General features: G+C 55.8%; 15 protein-coding genes and 1 tRNA gene. 14 read left to right on the top strand and 2 right to left on the bottom strand.

Going from position 1 to position 18,814, the window contains the following annotated elements:
* Nucleotides 1–11: 11 nt before the first annotated feature.
* From ileS to JYE49_RS08820, 7 genes are all read left to right on the top strand, one after another.
* Nucleotides 12–3,137, top strand: coding sequence for an isoleucine--tRNA ligase (ileS, locus tag JYE49_RS08850; RefSeq protein WP_093957051.1), 3,126 nt, complete (start codon nt 12–14; stop codon nt 3,135–3,137).
* Entirely contained in the window at nt 3,134–4,432 is a 1,299-nt protein-coding gene (locus JYE49_RS08845) for a family 4 glycosyl hydrolase (protein ID WP_093957052.1), read from the top strand. Before ileS ends, JYE49_RS08845 begins: the two co-directional genes overlap by 4 nt.
* Before the next feature lie 168 nt (nt 4,433–4,600).
* Entirely contained in the window at nt 4,601–5,464 is an 864-nt protein-coding gene (locus tag JYE49_RS08840; protein ID WP_093957053.1) for a class I SAM-dependent methyltransferase, read from the top strand.
* Entirely contained in the window at nt 5,457–6,254 is a 798-nt protein-coding gene (locus JYE49_RS08835; RefSeq protein WP_283399364.1) for an RluA family pseudouridine synthase, read from the top strand. The genes JYE49_RS08840 and JYE49_RS08835 overlap by 8 nt, the downstream gene beginning before the upstream one ends.
* Before the next feature lie 107 nt (nt 6,255–6,361).
* Nucleotides 6,362–7,489, top strand: a complete 1,128-nt coding sequence (gene tgt / locus JYE49_RS08830) for a tRNA guanosine(34) transglycosylase Tgt (RefSeq protein ID WP_093957054.1) — start codon at nt 6,362–6,364, stop codon at nt 7,487–7,489.
* Between the two features lie 138 nt (nt 7,490–7,627).
* The gene (locus tag JYE49_RS08825; protein WP_093957055.1) at nt 7,628–8,263 is read left to right on the top strand and encodes a DUF4867 family protein; all 636 of its coding nucleotides are present in this window, start codon (nt 7,628–7,630) and stop codon (nt 8,261–8,263) included.
* 160 nt (nt 8,264–8,423) lie between these two features.
* Nucleotides 8,424–9,104 carry a dihydrofolate reductase family protein gene (locus JYE49_RS08820; protein WP_093957056.1) on the top strand — a complete coding sequence of 227 codons (681 nt, stop codon included), beginning with the start codon at nt 8,424–8,426 and terminating at the stop codon, nt 9,102–9,104.
* Between the two features lie 65 nt (nt 9,105–9,169).
* Here the strand turns inward: JYE49_RS08820 and JYE49_RS08815 are convergent, their stop codons facing one another.
* Complete coding sequence (locus JYE49_RS08815) at nt 9,170–10,669, bottom strand: carboxypeptidase M32 (RefSeq protein ID WP_093957057.1); 1,500 nt, start codon at nt 10,667–10,669, stop codon at nt 9,170–9,172.
* Nucleotides 10,670–10,920: 251 nt separating this feature from the next.
* Between JYE49_RS08815 and JYE49_RS08810 the strand changes: the two genes are divergently transcribed.
* The 3 genes from JYE49_RS08810 to JYE49_RS08800 all read left to right on the top strand — a co-directional run bounded on the left by JYE49_RS08810 (nt 10,921) and on the right by JYE49_RS08800 (nt 14,437).
* Entirely contained in the window at nt 10,921–13,302 is a 2,382-nt protein-coding gene (locus JYE49_RS08810) for an InlB B-repeat-containing protein (protein WP_179217300.1), read from the top strand.
* A gap of 16 nt (nt 13,303–13,318) precedes the next feature.
* Nucleotides 13,319–14,284, top strand: coding sequence for a class B sortase (locus tag JYE49_RS08805; protein WP_093957059.1), 966 nt, complete (start codon nt 13,319–13,321; stop codon nt 14,282–14,284).
* 80 nt (nt 14,285–14,364) lie between these two features.
* A tRNA-Ala gene (locus JYE49_RS08800) sits at nt 14,365–14,437 on the top strand.
* Nucleotides 14,438–14,990: 553 nt separating this feature from the next.
* Here the strand turns inward: JYE49_RS08800 and buk are convergent.
* Nucleotides 14,991–16,097, bottom strand: a complete 1,107-nt coding sequence (gene buk / locus JYE49_RS08795; RefSeq protein WP_283399365.1) for a butyrate kinase — start codon at nt 16,095–16,097, stop codon at nt 14,991–14,993.
* A gap of 250 nt (nt 16,098–16,347) precedes the next feature.
* On the opposite strand from buk, the gene JYE49_RS08790 reads away from it, so the two are divergent.
* Genes JYE49_RS08790 through JYE49_RS08775 form a run of 4 tightly spaced genes read left to right on the top strand, consistent with a single transcriptional unit; the run spans nt 16,348 to nt 18,807 of the window.
* On the top strand, nt 16,348–17,193 hold the full coding sequence (locus JYE49_RS08790; protein ID WP_093957061.1) for an ABC transporter ATP-binding protein: 846 nt from the start codon (nt 16,348–16,350) through the stop codon (nt 17,191–17,193).
* 20 nt (nt 17,194–17,213) lie between these two features.
* A complete protein-coding gene (locus JYE49_RS08785) occupies nt 17,214–17,882 on the top strand; it encodes an ABC transporter permease (RefSeq protein ID WP_304582647.1) in 669 nt (222 codons plus the stop codon).
* Nucleotides 17,883–18,323 (top strand): LytTR family DNA-binding domain-containing protein, encoded by a 441-nt coding sequence (locus tag JYE49_RS08780; RefSeq protein ID WP_093957063.1) that lies wholly within the window; start codon nt 17,883–17,885, stop codon nt 18,321–18,323. It begins immediately after the preceding gene.
* Between the two features lies 1 nt (nt 18,324).
* A complete protein-coding gene (locus JYE49_RS08775) occupies nt 18,325–18,807 on the top strand; it encodes a DUF3021 family protein (RefSeq protein WP_093957064.1) in 483 nt (160 codons plus the stop codon).
* Nucleotides 18,808–18,814: the final 7 nt, after the last annotated feature.

The following is an 18,814-nucleotide window of genomic DNA, read 5'->3' as shown; positions in this document are numbered from 1 at the left end:
GGTTATCGACTATGTACACTAAAGTTGCGACTGACATGAATTTTGTTTCCCGGGAGCAGGCTATCGCGAAGATGTGGAATGAGAAGGACATCATCCGCAAGTCCTATCATCACCGGGATGGAAGCGAACGCTTTACCTTCTTTGACGGACCGCCTACCGCAAACGGCAAGCCCCATATCGGCCATATCGAGACCCGCGTTATCAAGGACCTGATCCCGCGCTACCAGACCATGAAGGGCAAGAGCGTGCTGCGCAAGGCCGGCTGGGACACCCACGGCCTGCCCGTTGAACTGGAAGTGGAAAAAGCCCTGGGCCTGGACGGCAAGCCCCAGATCGAAAAATACGGCATCGAGCCCTTCATCGGCGAGTGCAAGAAGAGCGTGTGGAAGTACCTGCACGAGTGGGAAAAGATGTCCGAAAAGGTCGGCTACTGGGTCGACATGGAGCATCCCTATATCACCTATGAAAACTACTACATCGAGTCCGAGTGGTGGAGCCTGAAGCAGATCCACGAAAAGGGACTGCTGTACCAGGGCCACAAGATCGTGCCTTACTGCCCCCGCTGCGGAACCGCCCTGTCCAGCCACGAAGTGGCCCAGGGCTACAAGAACGTGAAGGAAACTTCCGCGTTTGTCCGCTTTGCCGTGAAGGGTGAGGAGAACACCTACCTGCTGGCCTGGACCACCACCCCCTGGACCCTGCCGAGCAACCTGGCGCTGTGCGTGAACCCCCGCGACACCTACTGCAAGTTCACCGCGCCGGACGGAAAGAAATACATTATGGCCAAGGCTCTGACCGAGAAAGTGTTTGAGGGACAGGAACTGGCCTTTGAAGCCGAATTCACCGGCACCGACCTGAAGGGTACGGAGTACGAGCCCCTGTACCGCTTCGTGGAGCCGGACAAGAAAGCCTGGTTCGTGGTCTGCGACGACTACGTCACCATGGAAGACGGTACCGGTATCGTGCATATCGCTCCCGCCTTCGGTGAAGACGACAACCGGGTTTGCCGCGAGAACAACGTGCCCTTCGTGAACCTGGTGGACACCCAGGGTAAGTTCATTGCCGAAACCACCTGGGCCGGAACCTTCGTGAAGGATGCGGATCCCCTGATCCTGCAGGACCTGAAGGACCGCGGCCTGCTGTTCGCGGCTGTGCCCTTCGCCCATGACTATCCCTTCTGCTGGCGCTGCGACACGCCCCTGCTGTATTACGCACGGCCCACATGGTTCATCAAGATGACCGCGCTGCGGGACAACCTGGTGCGCAACAACCGGACCATCAACTGGATGCCGGACAACATCAAGGAAGGCCGTATGGGCAACTTCCTGGAGAACGTCATCGACTGGGGCCTCAGCCGTGAACGGTACTGGGGAACGCCCCTGCCGGTATGGAAGTGCGAAGAAGGCCACCTGCACGTGATCGGTTCCATCAAGGAGCTGCGCGAGATGGCCATCAACGATCCGGGTCCGGACATCGAACTGCACCGTCCCTTCATCGACGCGGTGACCATCCGCTGCCCCGAGTGCGGCAAGGAAATGCACCGGGTGAAGGAAGTTATCGACTGCTGGTACGACTCCGGCTCCATGCCTTTCGCCCAGTGGCACTATCCCTTTGAACACAAGGAAGAGTTTGAAGCGAACTTCCCCGCGGACTTCATCTCCGAAGCCATCGACCAGACCCGCGGATGGTTCTACACCCTGGAAGCGATCTCCACCCTGCTGTTTGACCGGGCGCCCTTCAAAAACTGTATCGTGCTGGGTCACGTGCAGGACGCCGAAGGCCGCAAGATGTCCAAGCACCTGGGCAACGTGGTGGATCCCTTCGTAATGCTGGATAAGTTCGGCGCCGACGCGCTGCGCTGGTACTTCTACACCACCTCCGCTCCGTGGCTGCCCAGCCGCTTCAGCGAGGAAGCCGTGCAGGAAGGACAGCGGAAGTTCCTGGCCACCCTGCAGAACACCTACGCGTTCTTCGCCATGTATGCCCAGATCGACGGATTCGATCCTGTGGCCCATCCGCTGGAGAAGACCGAGCTGACCCTGATGGATCGCTGGATCCTGTCCAAGCTGAACACCCTGATCGACCAGGTGGACGATGACCTGGCCAACTACCGGGTGACCGAGAGCGCCAACAAGCTGGCCGCCTTCGTGGACGAGCTGAGCAACTGGTACGTGCGCCGGGGCCGTGAACGGTTCTGGGGCAAGGGCATGGGCGGAGACAAGGAAGCCGCTTTCGCCACCCTGTATCATGTGCTGGTGACCCTGAGCAAGCTGTGCGCGCCCTTCATTCCGTTCCTGGCAGAAGAGATCTACCAGAACCTGGTGGTGAACAACGTGCCCGGCGCTCCGGAAAGCGTACACCTGTGCGACTTCCCGGTGGCTGACAAGGCTGCCGTGAACGCCGATATCGAAGAGCAGATGGATGCCCTGGTGGAAGCGATCCAGCTGGGCCGCGCCTGCCGCAACACCGCGAACCTGAAGGTGCGCCAGCCCGTGCAGAAGCTGTACGTCAAGGGCGCGAAATTCGAGAAGGCCTACCAGGAGCTGTGCGAAGACGAGCTGAACGTGAAGGAAGTCATCTTCACCGACGACGCCCGCGCCTTCACCACCTACCTGCTGAAGCCGCAGATGCGGACCCTGGGACCGAAGTACGGCAAGCTGCTGGGCAAGATCGGCCAGCACCTGGGCCAGATGGACGGCAACGACGTGGTGGACGCCTTCGCCCGCGGCGAGGAAGTCTCCTTCATGATCGATGACACCGAAGTGAAGCTGAACAAGGACGACGTGCTGACCACGCCCATGAACAAGCCCGGATTCATCGCGGCGGAAGACCGCGGCGTGACCGTGGTGCTGGATACCAACCTGAATGACGAGCTGATCCGCGAAGGGTACGCCCGCGAGGTAATCTCCAAGGTGCAGACCATGCGTAAGGACGCCGGCTTCGAAGTGACCGACCGCATCAGCCTGTACTACGAAGGCGATGACGAGCTGGCCGCCGCACTGGAAGCCTACGCCGAGATGATCGGCAGGACCACACTGGCCACCTCCATGGCACGAGGCACCGCGCCGGAAGGCAGCGTAAGCCAGAAGTGGGATATCAACGGAAAGAAAGCTGAACTGGGGATCGCGAAAGCATGAGGATCGCCATGATCGGGCAGGACGTACCGACGCTCCTGCCCGCCCTTTTAACTGACCTGCTTTTTGCCGGAGACGAGGCGAATGCCGAAGTCACGGTGGAGGAAGGCAATCCTGCGATGCAGGAGCTGCTGCAGGGCTACGGGGAAAAGATCTTTGCAAAGGCCGGAAAGGGAGGAACCTTTCAGGTCTTTTCAGAGCGGGAAAAAGTGCTGGATGGCGCCGACTGCGTGATCTACGCAGGTGACTGCCAGGCAGCCAGCCGCTTCTTCCAGGACCGCAGCGCCCTGGACTCCGACGAGGAGGAAGATCCCGGCCTGACGGACCAGGCGCGGGTGAACGGCGGCATCGAAGGTCTGCTGCACGCGCTGCGGGCCGGAGAAGTGATCCTGAAGCTCTGCGACGATATGGACAAATACTGCCCCAAGGCGCTGGTGATCAATCTGGGCCAGCCTGTGGCGCGAACCACCGCGGTGTTTGAAGACCGGGGATACCGCTGCTACGGGATGGGCCGGACGCCCATGCGGGGCGCCAACGGTATTGATACCTATGCCAAGCGGCTGCAGATCCGCCCGGAGAACGTGCAGGCGGTGACCGCCGGCCTGCCGGGATTCGCTTTCCTGATCGAGATGAAGGACGGGAAAACGGACCTGCTGACAAAGCTGAAGAAAGCTGCGGACAACGGCGAACTGGGCAGCCTGGCCAGGCGCTGGCTGGGCTGGTGGGACGCGATCCCGGCAGGGGATGTGACGGACCACGCGGAGTTCCTGCCCGCCCAGGAAGGCTTTATCCCGGATGAACGCCCCGAATTCGGGGAGACCGTGGAAAAGCGCAAGGAACGCATCCTGTATATGAACACCGTGCGGGATCAGGGAGCGGACAGCCGCGAGGGAGCTATGGCCCAGCTGCTGCTGCTTTCCAAAGTGCCGCCGGTGCGGCCGATGAAGCTGGCCCTTGCGCTGCTGCGGGGCGAGACGGCGGAGATTCCCGCCGTGGCGAGGAAGAATGGCGGCACCATGCCGCAGCTCTCCCCTGAAGCAATCATCGAGACCGCCCTTGTGCTGAAGGACGGAAAGCAGGAGACACCTGCGATCCGGGTTCCGGAAGCGCTGGCGGATATCCTGTGCGAAGTGGACAACGCGAACCGGCTGGCGGCGAAGGCTGCCTTCGGCGACCGGGAAGCCCTGCGGGAGTATGTGGAAACAGACCCGGCGCTGGACGGACTGGACCGGCTGTACTGCCGGGACGTCGTGGACGCGCTGATTGAAATGCACAAGGACGTGCTGACGCGCTTCTGAGCAATTCACAATTCATAATTCATAATTCACAATTATGAAGTGTGAAACCGGAAAGTCTGGCATTGCTGTGGTAAGCATATTGTATGTGATCAGCTTTGGATAGATTAGCGCAGTATATTTCATTATGAATTATGAATTGTGAATTATGAATTGAAAGGGAACCGATTTATGTTCTTAGCTGACAGCTGGAAGGACTATGAAGTGTTGGATACCGGCGACGGCGAAAAGCTTGAGCGCTGGGGCGATATTATCCTGCGCAGACCGGATCCGCAGACGATCTGGCCCAAGGCTCAGGAGAAGCTCTGGAAGAGCGCCCAGGCCCATTATCACCGGAGCGAACGGGGCGGCGGCGAATGGGAGTTCCTGAAGAAACTGCCGGAACGCTGGACCGTGAAGCACGGGGATCTTTCCTTCTATGTGCGGCCGACGGGCTTCAAACATACAGGCCTGTTTCCGGAACAGGCGGCCAACTGGATCTGGATGAGCGATCTGATCCGGAAGGACGGACGGAAAGACATCAAGGTGCTGAACCTGTTCGGCTATACCGGCGGAGCCACGCTGGCCTGTGCCGCAGCGGGCGCGCATGTGACCCATGTGGACGCGGCCAAGGGCATGGTGCAGTGGGCAAAGGAGAACCGGGAGCTGAGCAAGCTGCCGGAAGACAGGTTCCGCTGGATTGTGGAAGACGCCCTGCGCTTTGTGCAGCGGGAGCTGCGGCGCGGCAACAGCTATGACGGCATCCTGATGGATCCGCCCAGCTACGGCCGGGGACCTTCCGGCGAAGTATGGAAACTGGAGAACGAACTGTACGGGCTGATTGACACCTGCGCGCAGGCGCTGAGCAAGGAGCCCCTGTTCTTCCTGATCAACAGCTATACCACCGGATTCCAGGCAAGCGTACTGAGCAACATGCTGGAGAAGTGTGTGGTGAGCCGCTTCGGCGGGAAGGTGGACAGCGAAGAGCTGTGCCTGCCCGTGACCGCGGGAGGCGTGCTGCCCTGCGGCGCCAGCGGGAGGTGGCAGCGTGATTGACCTGATCGGGGATATCCTGTACGAGGATAACCAGGTGCTGGTGGCGGTCAAACCGCCGAACATGCTGTCCCAGGCGGACAGGACCGGGGATCCGGATATCCTGAGCGTACTGAAGAACTATATTAAAGAGAAGTATCACAAGCCCGGCAACGTCTACCTGGGCCTGGTGCACCGGCTGGACCGGCCGGTCGGCGGGCTGATGGTGTTTGCCCGGACCAGCAAGGCGGCAGCGCGGCTGGACGCCCAGCTCCGGGAACATGATATCGGCCGGCAGTACCTGTGCGTGGTGACCGGCGACGTGCCGGATGAATTCACCCTGACCGATTACCTGATCCACGATGAGATCAAGAACCGGGAAGTGGTCTGCGAGGCGGACGAGAAGGGCGGCAAAATGGCCGTGCTTCACGGCCGCTGCATTGACCGCCGGAACGGCACCGCCCTGTGCGCGATCCGCCTGGAAACCGGACGGAAGCATCAGATCCGGGCGCAGATGAGCAATATCGGGGCGCCGCTGTGGGGAGACAACCGCTACGGCAAAGGTATCCCGGGACAGCAGATCGCCCTGTGGGGCTATAAGCTGGCCTTTCGTCATCCCACCCAGAACGAGCTGATGACCTTCCACTCCCTGCCGGACGGAGGCATCTGGGATACTTACGCAGACCTGCTGACAATTCCGGAGGATACGGATATTCCCAAGGAACGTCCGGCCCTGGTGCTGCGCGAAGAGGTTGTGCAGAAGCTGGAAGAGTTTGATAAGTTCAAACCGATCAAGCAAGACGACTTGCTTTGATCTCAATGAACAATTAATACTGATACAGCCAAGTGAACTGTCCTGAGGTGTCATCCCGAGCGAAGTCGAGGGATCCCTTGCTACTGAAGACCAGAAAGGAATCCGATTTGAGTAAACCATTCAGTTATGAAGTGCTCCATGTGTGCAAGCAGTCCGGCGCGCGGCTGGGCGTGCTGCACACACCGCATGGAGATATTCCCACGCCGATCTATATGCCGGTGGGTACCAGCGCCTGCGTGAAGGCGATGACGCCCCGGGAAATGAAGGAAATCGGCACCAAGATCCTGTTGTCCAATACCTACCACCTGCATCTGCGGCCGGGCGAAGCCCTGGTGAAGGAAGCCGGCGGGCTGCATAAGTTCATGGGATGGGACGGCCCGATCCTGACGGACAGCGGCGGATTCCAGGTGTTCTCCCTGGCGGGAATCCGGAAGATCAAAGAGGAAGGCGTTACCTTCCAGAGCCATCTGGACGGCTCCCGGCAGTTTATCGGCCCGGAAGAGTCCATGGATATCCAGCAGGCGCTGGGCTCCGATATCGCCATGGCCTTTGACGTGTGCTCTCCCTATCCCTGCGACTGGGAGACAGCGAAGAAGAACATGGAAATCACCCACCGTTGGGCGGAACGGTGCAAACAGCACCACACCCGGGAAGACCAGGCGCTGTTCGGCATTGTGCAGGGCGCGTTCTACAAGGACCTGCGGGTGGAGAGCGCCAAGGTGCTTTCTGATATGGACTTCATCGGCTATGGCATCGGCGGCCTGAGCGTGGGCGAGCCGAAGCCCATCATGTATGAAATGCTGGATGAACTGATGCCCCATATGCCGGAGCAGAAACCCCGGTACCTGATGGGCGTCGGAACGCCGGACTGCTTCATCGAGGCAGTGATCCGGGGTGTGGATATGTTTGACTGCGTACTGGCCACCCGTATTGCCCGCAACGGCAGCGTGATGACCAGCAAGGGCCGGGTTGTGGTGAAGAACGGGAAATACGCCCACGACTTCAGCCCCCTGGACGACCAGTGCGACTGCTACGCCTGCAAGAACTTCACCCGGGCTTATATCCGGCACCTGTTCAACGCGAAGGAGATCACCGGCGGACGGCTGGCCTCGATCCACAACCTGCGGTTCCTGATCCATATGATGGAGGAAATCCGGGAAGCGATCGCGAATGACAGCCTTCTTGATTACAGGAAAGAATTCTATGAACGCTATGATCTCACTAAGAATTTCTGATGAGTCAGAAATTCTTAGGAATTCATAATTCACAATTCATAATTCATAATTATGATTAGTGAATTTACCCGGTGCGTGTCCTGTATCATTGTGCATTATGCATTATGAATTATGCATTATATAAAGGAGGACAAACCCATGAAGATCTTACCCGTTAGCGACCCGTCATTCCAGAACTACGGCCAGGTGATGACCGGCTACGACCTGAAGGAACTGCTGGAGACCCTGGACAAGGTTACTCCCTGCCCGGACGGCGTGGAATATGTGCCGGAGCAGCCCGAGCTGCAGGCGCTGGCCATCGAAAAGGACCTGCGGAACAACGCGTATGGCGGAATGCCCATCCAGATCGGCTGGTGCAACGGCCACAACACCAAGATGAACTGCCTGGAGTATCACCGGGACAGCGAGCTGAACGTCGGCACGGAAGATTTCATCCTGCTGCTGGCCAAGCGTGAAGATATCGTGGACGGCATTCTGGACACTGACAAGGTTGTTGCCTATCTGTGCCCCGCCGGCACCATGGTTGAAGTATATGCCACGACCCTGCACTACGCTCCCTGCAGCGCCAAGAAGGGCCAGGGCTTCAAAGTGATCGTGGTTCTGCCCAAGGGAACGAACCTGGCAAAGCCCGAGTTCACCGTGAAGAATGCTGAAGACGAACTGATGACCGCTGCCAACAAGTGGCTGCTGGCTCATGCGGATTCCGCTGAAGCCGCTTCCGGCGCGAAGGTCTGCATCAAGGGTGTGAACCCGGATATCGCGGATCTGATCTGATCAGCAATATAAACAGAGGACGCTGCAATGAACGCAGCGTCCTTTTTCATGTTGTGGTATAATATATCTGTTAAGCTGACAAAACAAAGCAGGAAAAAACAGGATGTTTCCGCGCGGATCGTTTAATGTATTAACAATACGAGGACGGGAGGCAAAGAGTATGGACAGACCCATTACTACACTGTTTATGCTGATGTCGGTGGACGGAAAAATAAGCACGGGAGCGTCTGACGTGCTGGATGTGGATCAGGACTTCCCCTACATGGATGGCGTTAAGGAAGGCCTTCATCAGTATTATGAGATAGAGCAGACCACGGACTTGTGGTCGCTGAACACCGGCAGGGTGCAGGCAAAGCTTGGGGTGAATGAAAAAGAGATGCCGCCCAAAACACCGGTTTCTTTTGTTCTGGTCGATAATTCCCATCTGAACGAGCACGGGGTCAGGTTCTTCTGCGAGCTGTCGAAGCAGTTTGTGCTGATTACCACCAATCCGGATCATCCGGCCTTCAGGGTGAAGGCGGATAACCTGGGGGTAATCCTTCAGGAAAAACAGTGCCTGGAAGAGGCGCTTGTGAGGCTGAAGGAAGAATACGGGTGCGACAGGATCACGATCCAGAGCGGCGGAACCGTGAACGGACTGTTCCTGAGGGAAAAGCTCTTTGACTTTGTGGACATCGTTGTGGCGCCGGTGCTGGTCGGAGGAAAGAATACCTCCACCTTGATTGACGGCGAATCCATTACCACCAGGGAGGAACTGGACAAGCTGGGGATACTGAAGCTGATCGATTGCGAGCAGCTGGAAGACTCATACGTCAGGCTAAGGTATGAAGTGATCGGCTAACAGAGGACAAAAGGCAAAGGACGCTGCAATGACGCAGCGCCCTTTGCTTATTCATTTGCTGTGAATTAAAGCTTATATAGTTCGCTGAATTTCTTCTTCAGGTAGTTTGTATAAATCTTCGCGTCCAGCGAACCGCCCATGGCGGCAGGCAGCAGATCCTGCGGCTTTTTCAGGCTGCCGTACTGGTGAATCTTATCGGCCAGCCAGGCGGTAACGGGGGCAAGGTCGCCCTTTTCCACCGTGGTCCAGACGTCCACGTCCTTTTCCATCTGCCCCAGCATCTGCACGCCGTAGGCACTGCCCAGGGCGTAGCTGGGGAAGTAGCCGATGCCGCCGAAGGACCAGTGGCTGTCCTGCAGGACGCCGCGCTTATGATCCGGCACGTCCACGCCCAGCACTTCCTTGTACAGCCGGTTCCATTCACCCGGAACATCTGCCACCTTCAGGTCGCCGGCGATCATGGCCTTTTCCAGCTCATAGCGGATCATGACGTGCAGGGAATAGGTCAGTTCATCCGCCTCGGTCCGGATCAGGGACGGTTTGGACAGATTGATGGCGGAATACAGCTCCTCCTCGGTGATATCCTTCATCTGGTCCGGGAAGACTTCCTTCATGATCTTCAGCAGGGGTGTGCAGAAGGCGCGGCTGCGGCCGATGATGTTCTCGTAGAAACGGGACTGGCTTTCATGTACGCCCATGGATACGCCGTTGGCCAGATTGGAGAACTGCAGGTCGTCCCGGATGTTCAGCTCGTACAGGGCGTGACCGCCTTCATGGATGACGCTGTACATGCTGGAGAAGGGATCATTCTCATAATAGTGAGTGGTGATACGCACGTCCCACTTGTTGGTGCTGTCGGTGAAGGGGTGCTCGGTTTCGCCCAGGGTGCAGTTCAGGGGATCAATGCCTTCCAGGGCCATAACCTTCCGGGAGAACAGGCGCTGGTCATGGACAGACCAGGGTCTTTTCATGAAGGCGGGAACCGGCTTTTCCCGGGCGGCGACTTCCTTAATGACCGGGGACAGATCCTCCCGCAGGGTGCGGAAGAAGGGATCCAGGGATTCCATGGAAGCCCCTTTTTCAAACTGGTCCAGCAGGACGTCATAGGCGGGCTTGGATGGATCCTTGAGGGAGGCGAAACGGCGGCGGAAGGCTACGATCTTATCCAGATAGGGAGCAAACAGGTCCCAGTCGCTCTTTTCCTTCGCGTCATGCCAGACGGCGCCGGATTCGTTTGTCAGCTCCTGATAGGCAACGAACTCCTCCATGGGCAGGATGTTGTATTCATCATAATTCTCCTTCAGCAGTTCCGCCTTGCGGAAGGTGACCTCGTCGGTCTCCTCTTTATGCTGCAGGATGGTCTCCAGCATTTCTCCGGTTTCCGGGTTGACCAGCTGCTTGTAGGCCAGCTCGGTCAGGTAAGCCAGGGCCATACCCCGGCCCTTCCAGGAATTTTTGGGCGCGACGGTATCGCCATCCACGTACAAAATGCTCTGGGCGTGGTTCAGGGCATAGGTGGATTTTTCCAGTTCATCAAGTTTTGCGATTGCTTCGGTCAGATTCATGGTTTCACGCTCCTTTTCTCAGGTATCGATTATATCAGACAAATGTTAAAAAAGTAAGAACAATTGTGCAAAATGTTGACACTGTATATTGCTGATGCTACAATATGTGCCAATGTGGCAAACGGTTACGATCGTTACGGTTTGTTCGGACAAAAGCACATATTGTTAGGAGACAGGACCCGATGGACACGCGCGAGACAGGGAAGCATAAAAGCTGGCGGGGATTTTTTTCTTTTTTGGCCGTTTTGGTGATGATGACGGTATTTCTGACCGGGGGAGCGGCCGCGGAACAGACTGAAGCGCATACCCACGAAGGATGGACGGAGGTTGAAACATTACCGACAGCATCCGGACAATACTATCTGGCAAAGGATATTGAAATCTCTTCTGCCTGGACAATCGGGAGCGGAGTGGAAATCTCACTGTGCCTGAACGACCATTCAATCACCATGACGTCTGCAGGGATCGGAATTGTCATCAACGGCGGTACGCTGAACCTGTATGACTGCGGAACGACGGTACACAGCTATACCATTGATAAACAGCCGGCGACGATCGGCAGCGGAACGGGCTCCTTTACCGGCGGCTATATTACCCATGCCGCCGGTAAAGCCGGTCCCGCAATACACTTAAGAACAAATGCCAGCAAGTTCAACATGTACGGGGGAACGCTGATCGGGAATGACAATTTGCGCGATCAGTATCATTCCGGCGCGGTAGACCTGTTAAGCGGCACATTCAATCTGTATAACGGAACAATTGCCGGTAATCTTGGAAGCGATTGGTTGGGCGGCGGAGGAGTATATATTACCTCGGGCCAGATGAATATGTACGGCGGTGAGATCAGACACAATGATGGGGGATATGGCGGCAGCGGCATAATGATTTATGGCGGCACTTTGAATATGAGCGACGGCAGTATTCACCATAATACAGGGAACCTGGGCGGAGGCGTTTTTCTGGCAGAAGGAACTGTTTCCATGACAGGGGGTAGTATTGCTGAGAATACTGCGAACGGTGTCGGCGGGGTGGTAGTTAATGGGACATTCAATATGTCCGGAGGCAGCATTACGGGAAACACTGATTCCGGTAAATATGGCTGTGTAAACATCGGCGGGACGTTGAATCTGTCCGGTGGCAATATTACAGGGAACACTTCCAATAAAGGCGGTATAATGTGTGAAACAGGCACAATTAATCTTTCCGGAAATCCGGTGGTTACCGGTAACGTGAATCATTCCGGTGATGAGGTGAATGTCTATCTGCAGAACAACAAGCCTATGAACATTATCGGTGAAATGACCAGCGGCGCATCCGTCGGTATAACCACGCAGACTGCACCGACACCAGGAAACCCGGCCAAATTCGGTTTGAAATACAGGAATACGAATACGACGTCCCCGGATAACTGGTTTTTCAGCGACAAAGGCCTGGATGTGATCATGATGAATGACACATCCGATCAAAACGCCTATGTTGCGGCTAAGGTCACCCTGACCTATGACGGAAACGGCGCGGACTCAGGTGCCGCACCGGCTTCAAAGACTGTCACGCATGGCACTGCTGTAACAGTGGAGGGTGCTGGAACCCTGAAAAAAGCAGGGTGCCTCTTCAGCGGCTGGGGACGGGAACCGGGAATACGCCGTACTGTTGAATCAGAGGACGCTGCGTCGGATGACGAAGGCCGGAATTTCTACGCTTCGGGAGACACCATTGAGATGAACGGGGATACCACCCTGTATGCTCAGTGGGAAGAAGGCCATACCGTGACCTGGCAGAATGGGGACGGTTCTGTCCTGGATGACAAAGGATGGAAGAATGGAGATCCGGAGCCGGAAACGGAAAAGACACCCACGAAGAAGCCGGACGAGCAGTATGTCTATACCTTCTCTGAGTGGGATGAACCTGTTATTGATGAGGACGGAAACAGGGTTTACAAGCCGAAGTTTACAACGAAGCTGCAAAAGTATACAATCACCTTTGTGGATGAGGATAACAGCGTCCTGAAGGCGGCAACTGAATATGAGTACGGGAACGTGCCGATGAAGCCGGACGATCCGGCCGGTAAAGAGACGGAGAAGAGTATCCTGACCTTTACAGGATGGAGTGACGGAACCACAACCTATGCTCCCGGCGCTACACTGCCTGAGGTGAAGAAGAACATGACCTATAAGGCGGTGTACAGTGCTGCGGATAAGCCGACCGCAACGGCAGCGGTGGGACTGGGAGCGGCTCCGTCTGAGAGTCCGTCTGCAAGTCCTTCTGCGACACCGACAGCGACGCCAACTACTGCGGCGGTACCGTCAGCAACGCCCACAGCGGCATCGACAGCTACAACAGTACCTACAGCAACAACGGTACCAACAGCGATGCCCACAGTGGCACAGACAGAAACAACAGCACCCACAGCGACGCCTGTACAAACAGTAACAGCGGCACCGACAGCAACGCCACCAACGATAACTGCAACGCCGATGGTCAATCCGACAGCGGCACCGACGGCAACTCCCAAGCCGGTGCCGAAAACCGGAGACAGCGAGGATCTGTTCCTGTGGACCGGCCTGATGGTTCTTTGCGCGGGTGTGCTGGCAGCGATGCTTGTTGTGATTCCTTATCTGAAGAGAAGGAAGTAAAAGAGGGTAAAGGATCATGCCGTATTATCCGGAGAGAAGACCGGATCCGTATGCGGAAGAGCGGAAGCGGATCGAGGAAGCCGCGGCGCGGAAAAAGCGCCGCAGGCTTGCCCTTGCTGCCGTATTCGCCCTGATGATTATTTACAGCGTGATTCGACTGATCGCTTACGGTGTGGAATACTATTCCTCCCGGGAGACCAGCCAGGCCCTTTATGAACTGTATGAAGAACCCACAGAGGCGGTTGCTGTCACTCCGACGGCAGCGCCGACAGCCGTGCTCGTGACAGCGGCACCCCGGCAGGAAATGACGACCCCGGAGCCGGAACCGACGCAGTCCCTTACCCTTCAGCCGGTTCCTTATCCGAATAATCAGAATCTCCAGATTTCCGAGCGCTTCCGGAAACTGAAAAAGAAGAGCAGCTATATTATGGGCTGGCTGAGCATGGACCAGCTGGAGGAAGCGGTTGGACTGAAGGACAACACCTACTTCCTGACCCATGATATCAACGGAAAGAAAAACGCGAACGGCGCAATCTTTACGGACTCCAGCATTAACCTTTTGACTAGGCCTTATACGGTCTATCTTTTCGGCCATAACATGAAGAGCGGGAATATGTTCGGCCGGCTGCGGAAGTATAAGGAAAGCGCCTATTACTACAAGCACAGGATTATTACGTTCGATAGCCAGTATGAAGACGGGAAATATGCTGTGTTTGCCGTGGCGGAAATCAGCACGGAACCGGGGGATCCGAATTACTATAACCTGTGGGCCCTCGACTCCAACCGGGTGGATGAGCGGGAAGAAGCCGTGAAGCAGCTGCTCGCCCGGTCTTACCACGCGAATATGCTGGACGTACAGCCGGATGAACAGCTGCTGATTCTGGTGACCTGCTACAACAAAGATACGGATCGGCTGATCGTTGCGGCACGGAGACTGCGGGACGGGGAAAGCGAGAATAACCTTACGCTTCCGCACTATTGAGCGGCTGATTCTGGCAGAAAAAAACTCCTGAAAAAAGTGCTTTACAAAGCGAAAATTCTATGATAATATACCATCTGTTCGGGGCATTAGCGCAGTTGGTAGCGCACAACACTGGCAGTGTTGGGGTCAGGAGTTCGAATCTCCTATGCTCCACATCAAAACCCGGAATCACCTTTACGGTGGTTCCGGGTTTTGACTTTTGGATCATCGTCGATTCGAACTCCCTGATCAAATAAACTGCCAGTGGGCAGTGGAGGGGGAAAGCCGCCGAGGACCTCCAGTGGAGGAAATCTCGTCGGCGGCTTTCTCAACCGAAACGAGCGAGCTGTCCGGGGGACAGTCGCGACGATTGAGGTTGCGGAACAGGAGTTCGAATCTCCGGGCAGGATACCCTGGATTTTTGTTTTTTGTGTACCGAATGTGTACCGGTTTTTGAAAATGGACGGAATAATCGGCAAGAGCAGTGACAGAGGGACAGACTTTCAGTCACATTTTCTTCGAAAACAGTGACAGACAGTCAGTCCCTTGCAGTCACACTCTTGCCGCTTTTCGTCCTCCGGACGTAGTAAGGGATTTCTCCACTTCACTTCGTTCCGGTCGAAATGACAGCCTTATTGCACGCTGTTCTGCCATATAGATGGCACTTGTCCACATAAAAACTGCGGAGATTTTTACTCCGCAGTTTTGTTTAGTCGGCCTATATTTCTCACAGATCCATTCCTTCGAATCCCTGCCAGACGTTCTTGCCGCTGTAAGTAATGGCTTCAGCTTCGCCGCGCAGGACTTTCAGGACCGGGAAGGCCATGGCTTCCTGCTCCATCTCGCCCGGGTAGACATAGATCGGGGCAATCCAGCCGCAGCGTTCCTTGATTCCTTCGGTGATATCGTCAAAGCGCATCAGTCCGCCGGTGAGCAGGATCGCATCCACCTTGCCGCAAAGCACGGCGCTCATTTCACCGATGCTCTTGCAGATCTGGTAAATCATGGTGTTCCAGACCAGGGTGGCCTTTTTGTCTCCCTGTTCCACCAGCGCATGGACCGTATCCGAGTTGGATGTTCCGAAAAGGCTGACGAAACCACCGGAACGGGAGCACATCCGCCGCACATCATCCAGGGGATGGGTTTCAAGATAATCCAGCAGCTCCAGCACGGGCACGCTGCCGATCCGGGTGGGGGCAAAGGGACCGTCACCGTCCGCACCCATGGTGCCGTCGATCATTTTTCCGTGATAATGCGTACTGACGGTAACGCCGCCGTCAATATGGCCCACAATGAAATTGCAGTCCTCATACCGCTTGCCGATGGATTCCGCATGGGCTTCGGCGACGGCCTTGGGATTCAGCACATGGGAGTGGGGCGTGCGGTAGAGCCCCCGGATGCCGGTAAGGCGCGCGTAATCGCAGTATTCATCCACATTGGTGGGATTGAGTGTATAGGCAGGCTTGTGATAGTTCTGCGCGAAGCGCCAGGCCAGCATGACGCCCAGCTTCGCGGCGTGCTCGCTGCCGCCGACGGCGGCTTCGGTATCGTCATACAGCTTCTGGTCGATAATGGTGACGCCGCTGGGCTGGGTGCAGGCGCTGCCGCCGCGGCCGACGAACACATCGATATCGGACGGGTCTACCCCTTCCTCCTTCAGCATATCCAGGATGACCTGATACCGGAAAGGCACCTGGCCGTTCACATGGGGGAACTGCAGCAGAACCGGCGCGTCATGGAACTGGCTTTTCTGGAACAGTTCCTTTTTGTTCACAAAGAGGCTGATTTTGGTGGAGGTGGAACCGGGATTGATGACCAAGATTTTAAAATCCATAACTATAACCCAACGCTATTCTTCAAGAATAAGCTTTCTTCTCAGAAAGCTGGAATATCAATTCGACGTAATGGAATGATAACCCTTTGCATTAATTATGTTTTTCAGGGACAGGGGAAAGGCAGCCGTTTTTTGATGACCGAATCCGGCATCTCATGCACAGAAACCGGCAACATACGTCCGGGCATCTTGAACCTCTCGGGTCCTTCTGTTACTGTATGCCCCGCAAAAGCATTACGGGAGGTACGACATGATTCAATGCACTGGAATTGAAAAATCCTACACAGAAAAAAAGGTCCTGTCCGGAATCAGTTTCGATATTCCTGATGGACAGATTTTCGGACTGCTGGGACCCTCTGGCGCCGGAAAAACGACACTGATCAAAATCCTGACAGGGCAGCTGGCGTTTGACGAGGGATCGGCGATGATCCTCCAGAAGAACGTGAGGCGCCTCTCGGGCGAGGATAAGAAAAAGATCGGTATCATGATGGATCAGTTTGGCGTATATGAACGGCTGTCCTGCTACGACAACCTGAAGGTGTTCGCGGACATCTACGGCACGCCGAAGGAAAAGATCATGGAAACGCTGAAGCTGGTGGGTCTGGAGGATTCCGCGAAGAAGCCTGCTTCCGCCCTGTCCAAGGGCATGCGGGTCCGGTTGCAGCTGGCCCGGGTGTTCATGGTTTCCCCGGAAATCATCTTCCTGGACGAGCCGACCACCGGCCTGGATCCGATGACGATGAAGCAGATCCACAAGATCATCCTGGACAAGAAAAAGCACGGATGCACCATCTTCCTTACGACCCACAACATGGAAGAAGCGGCCAAGCTTTGCGACACGGTAGCCTTGCTGAATGAGGGCGTGATCGTGGACAGCGGCGCACCGGATGAAATCTGCCGCCGGTTCAACCACCAGAAGCGGATTGTGCTGCACCTGAACACGGGCGAAGATATGGAGCTGCCCCACAGCAAGGAATCCGCAGAGAAGATCAGCAAGCTGCTGGAAGAGGAACGCGTGGAAACCATTCACTCCTCTGAGCCGACGCTGGAAACCGTATTCCTGGAACTGACCGGAAGAAAACTGGAGGAAGAATGAACATGAATAATATTCTTATTATGATCAGAAAGCAGATGAAGGATACCTTCAAGAACAAGGCGGTCCTGATTCAGCTTATATTGCTGCCGGTGGTTTCGTTTATCCTGGAACGGGTGATCAGACCGGAAGGCGTTCCGGAACTGATGTATACCAAAATGTTTGCCGCCATGTATATGGCCATGGCGCCCCTGACCGCCATGTCAGCCATCATTGCGGAGGAAAAAGAAAAGAACACCCTCCGGGTGCTGATGATGTCCAACGTGAAGCCCGGACAGTACCTGACGGGCATCGGCGCCTATGTGTGGATCATCAGTATGATTGGTTCGGTGCTGTTTGCTGTTTCCTTCCCGGCGGCGGATATGCCCTTCTTCTTCCTGGTGATGGGTGTGGGCTTCCTGATCTCCATCGTGATCGGCGCCGTGATCGGAATCACCGCAAAGAACCAGATGTCCGCCGGTTCTGTGGGCGCGATGGCGATGATTATCCTTTCCTTCATTCCGATGTTTGCCATGTTCAATGAAGGAATTGGCGCGGTGGCGCGGTTCCTTTACACCCAGCAGACCCGGTTCCTGCTTGACGCTATGTCCTTTGCTGAAATAAAATGGGACGGAGCTGTCATCCTGGCAGCGAATGCTATCCTGGCGGTGGTGATGTTCTTTGTCGCCTTCAGGAAAAAAGGACTGGAATAAGTGAAGATAGATATCGACATCAACGACCAATACCCGGAGACATCCGTAACGATCCATGCCCCGAGGCTGAGCCAGGACATTGAGAAACTGATCGCGATGATGCGGATGCTCGATATGCAGGTCAGCGCGGAAAAGAACGGGGAAACCTACATCCTGGACGCCAACAAGATCCTGTATATCGAGGCAGTGGAACGGAAGACCTTCATCTACACAGAGACGGAGATGTATGAGTCTGAACTGAAACTGTACGAGGTGGAGGAACAGCTTCTTGAAAGGGACTTCCTGAGGGTCAGCAAACAGACGATTGTGAACCTGAGGATGATCAAGAGCCTGAAAGCGGACATCAACCGGAAAATCAGGCTGACCCTGCAAAACGGAGAACAGATTATGGTTTCCCGCATGTACTCGGACGAGCTGCGCCAGAAGCTGGGGGTGAGGTAAGATGAAAGAAAAAATCAAATACCTCAACTGGCTTGTGAAAGAAATTATGGCAAGCTTCGCCGGGGGCGTGGTGACTCTGTGCGCAATGAGCTGGCTGATGGGCGATCTGGGAGCGAAAGTATCCCCCATATTCAGCCTCGGGAAAAGCGGGATTTCGCTTGAAACCCTGATGCAGTTCCTCCTGCTCGCGGTGTTTTCCGTCGTGGTGAAGGACGTGTTCATGACGGACCGATGGATCAAAAACATGAGCGTTTTCCTGAGAAAGACCCTCTATTTCTTCGTGATCGTACTGGGCGTGTTCGTGATGAGCCGCCTGTGGAAATGGTTCCCGGCAGACGCCGCCAGCGCCTGGATTGTCTTCGGCATATTCTTCGCTGTGGCGATGGTCATTACCACAATACTGACCAGAACCAAGGAAATAACGGAGAACAATAAACTGCAGGAAGCGCTGGAAGAATTCAAGAAAAGAAAAACAGAAGAATAACGGGGCA

The organism is Aristaeella hokkaidonensis (assembly GCF_018128945.1).
Classification (GTDB): Bacteria; Bacillota; Clostridia; order Christensenellales; family Aristaeellaceae; genus Aristaeella; species Aristaeella hokkaidonensis.
This window is presented reverse-complemented; position numbering and strand designations above follow the sequence as displayed.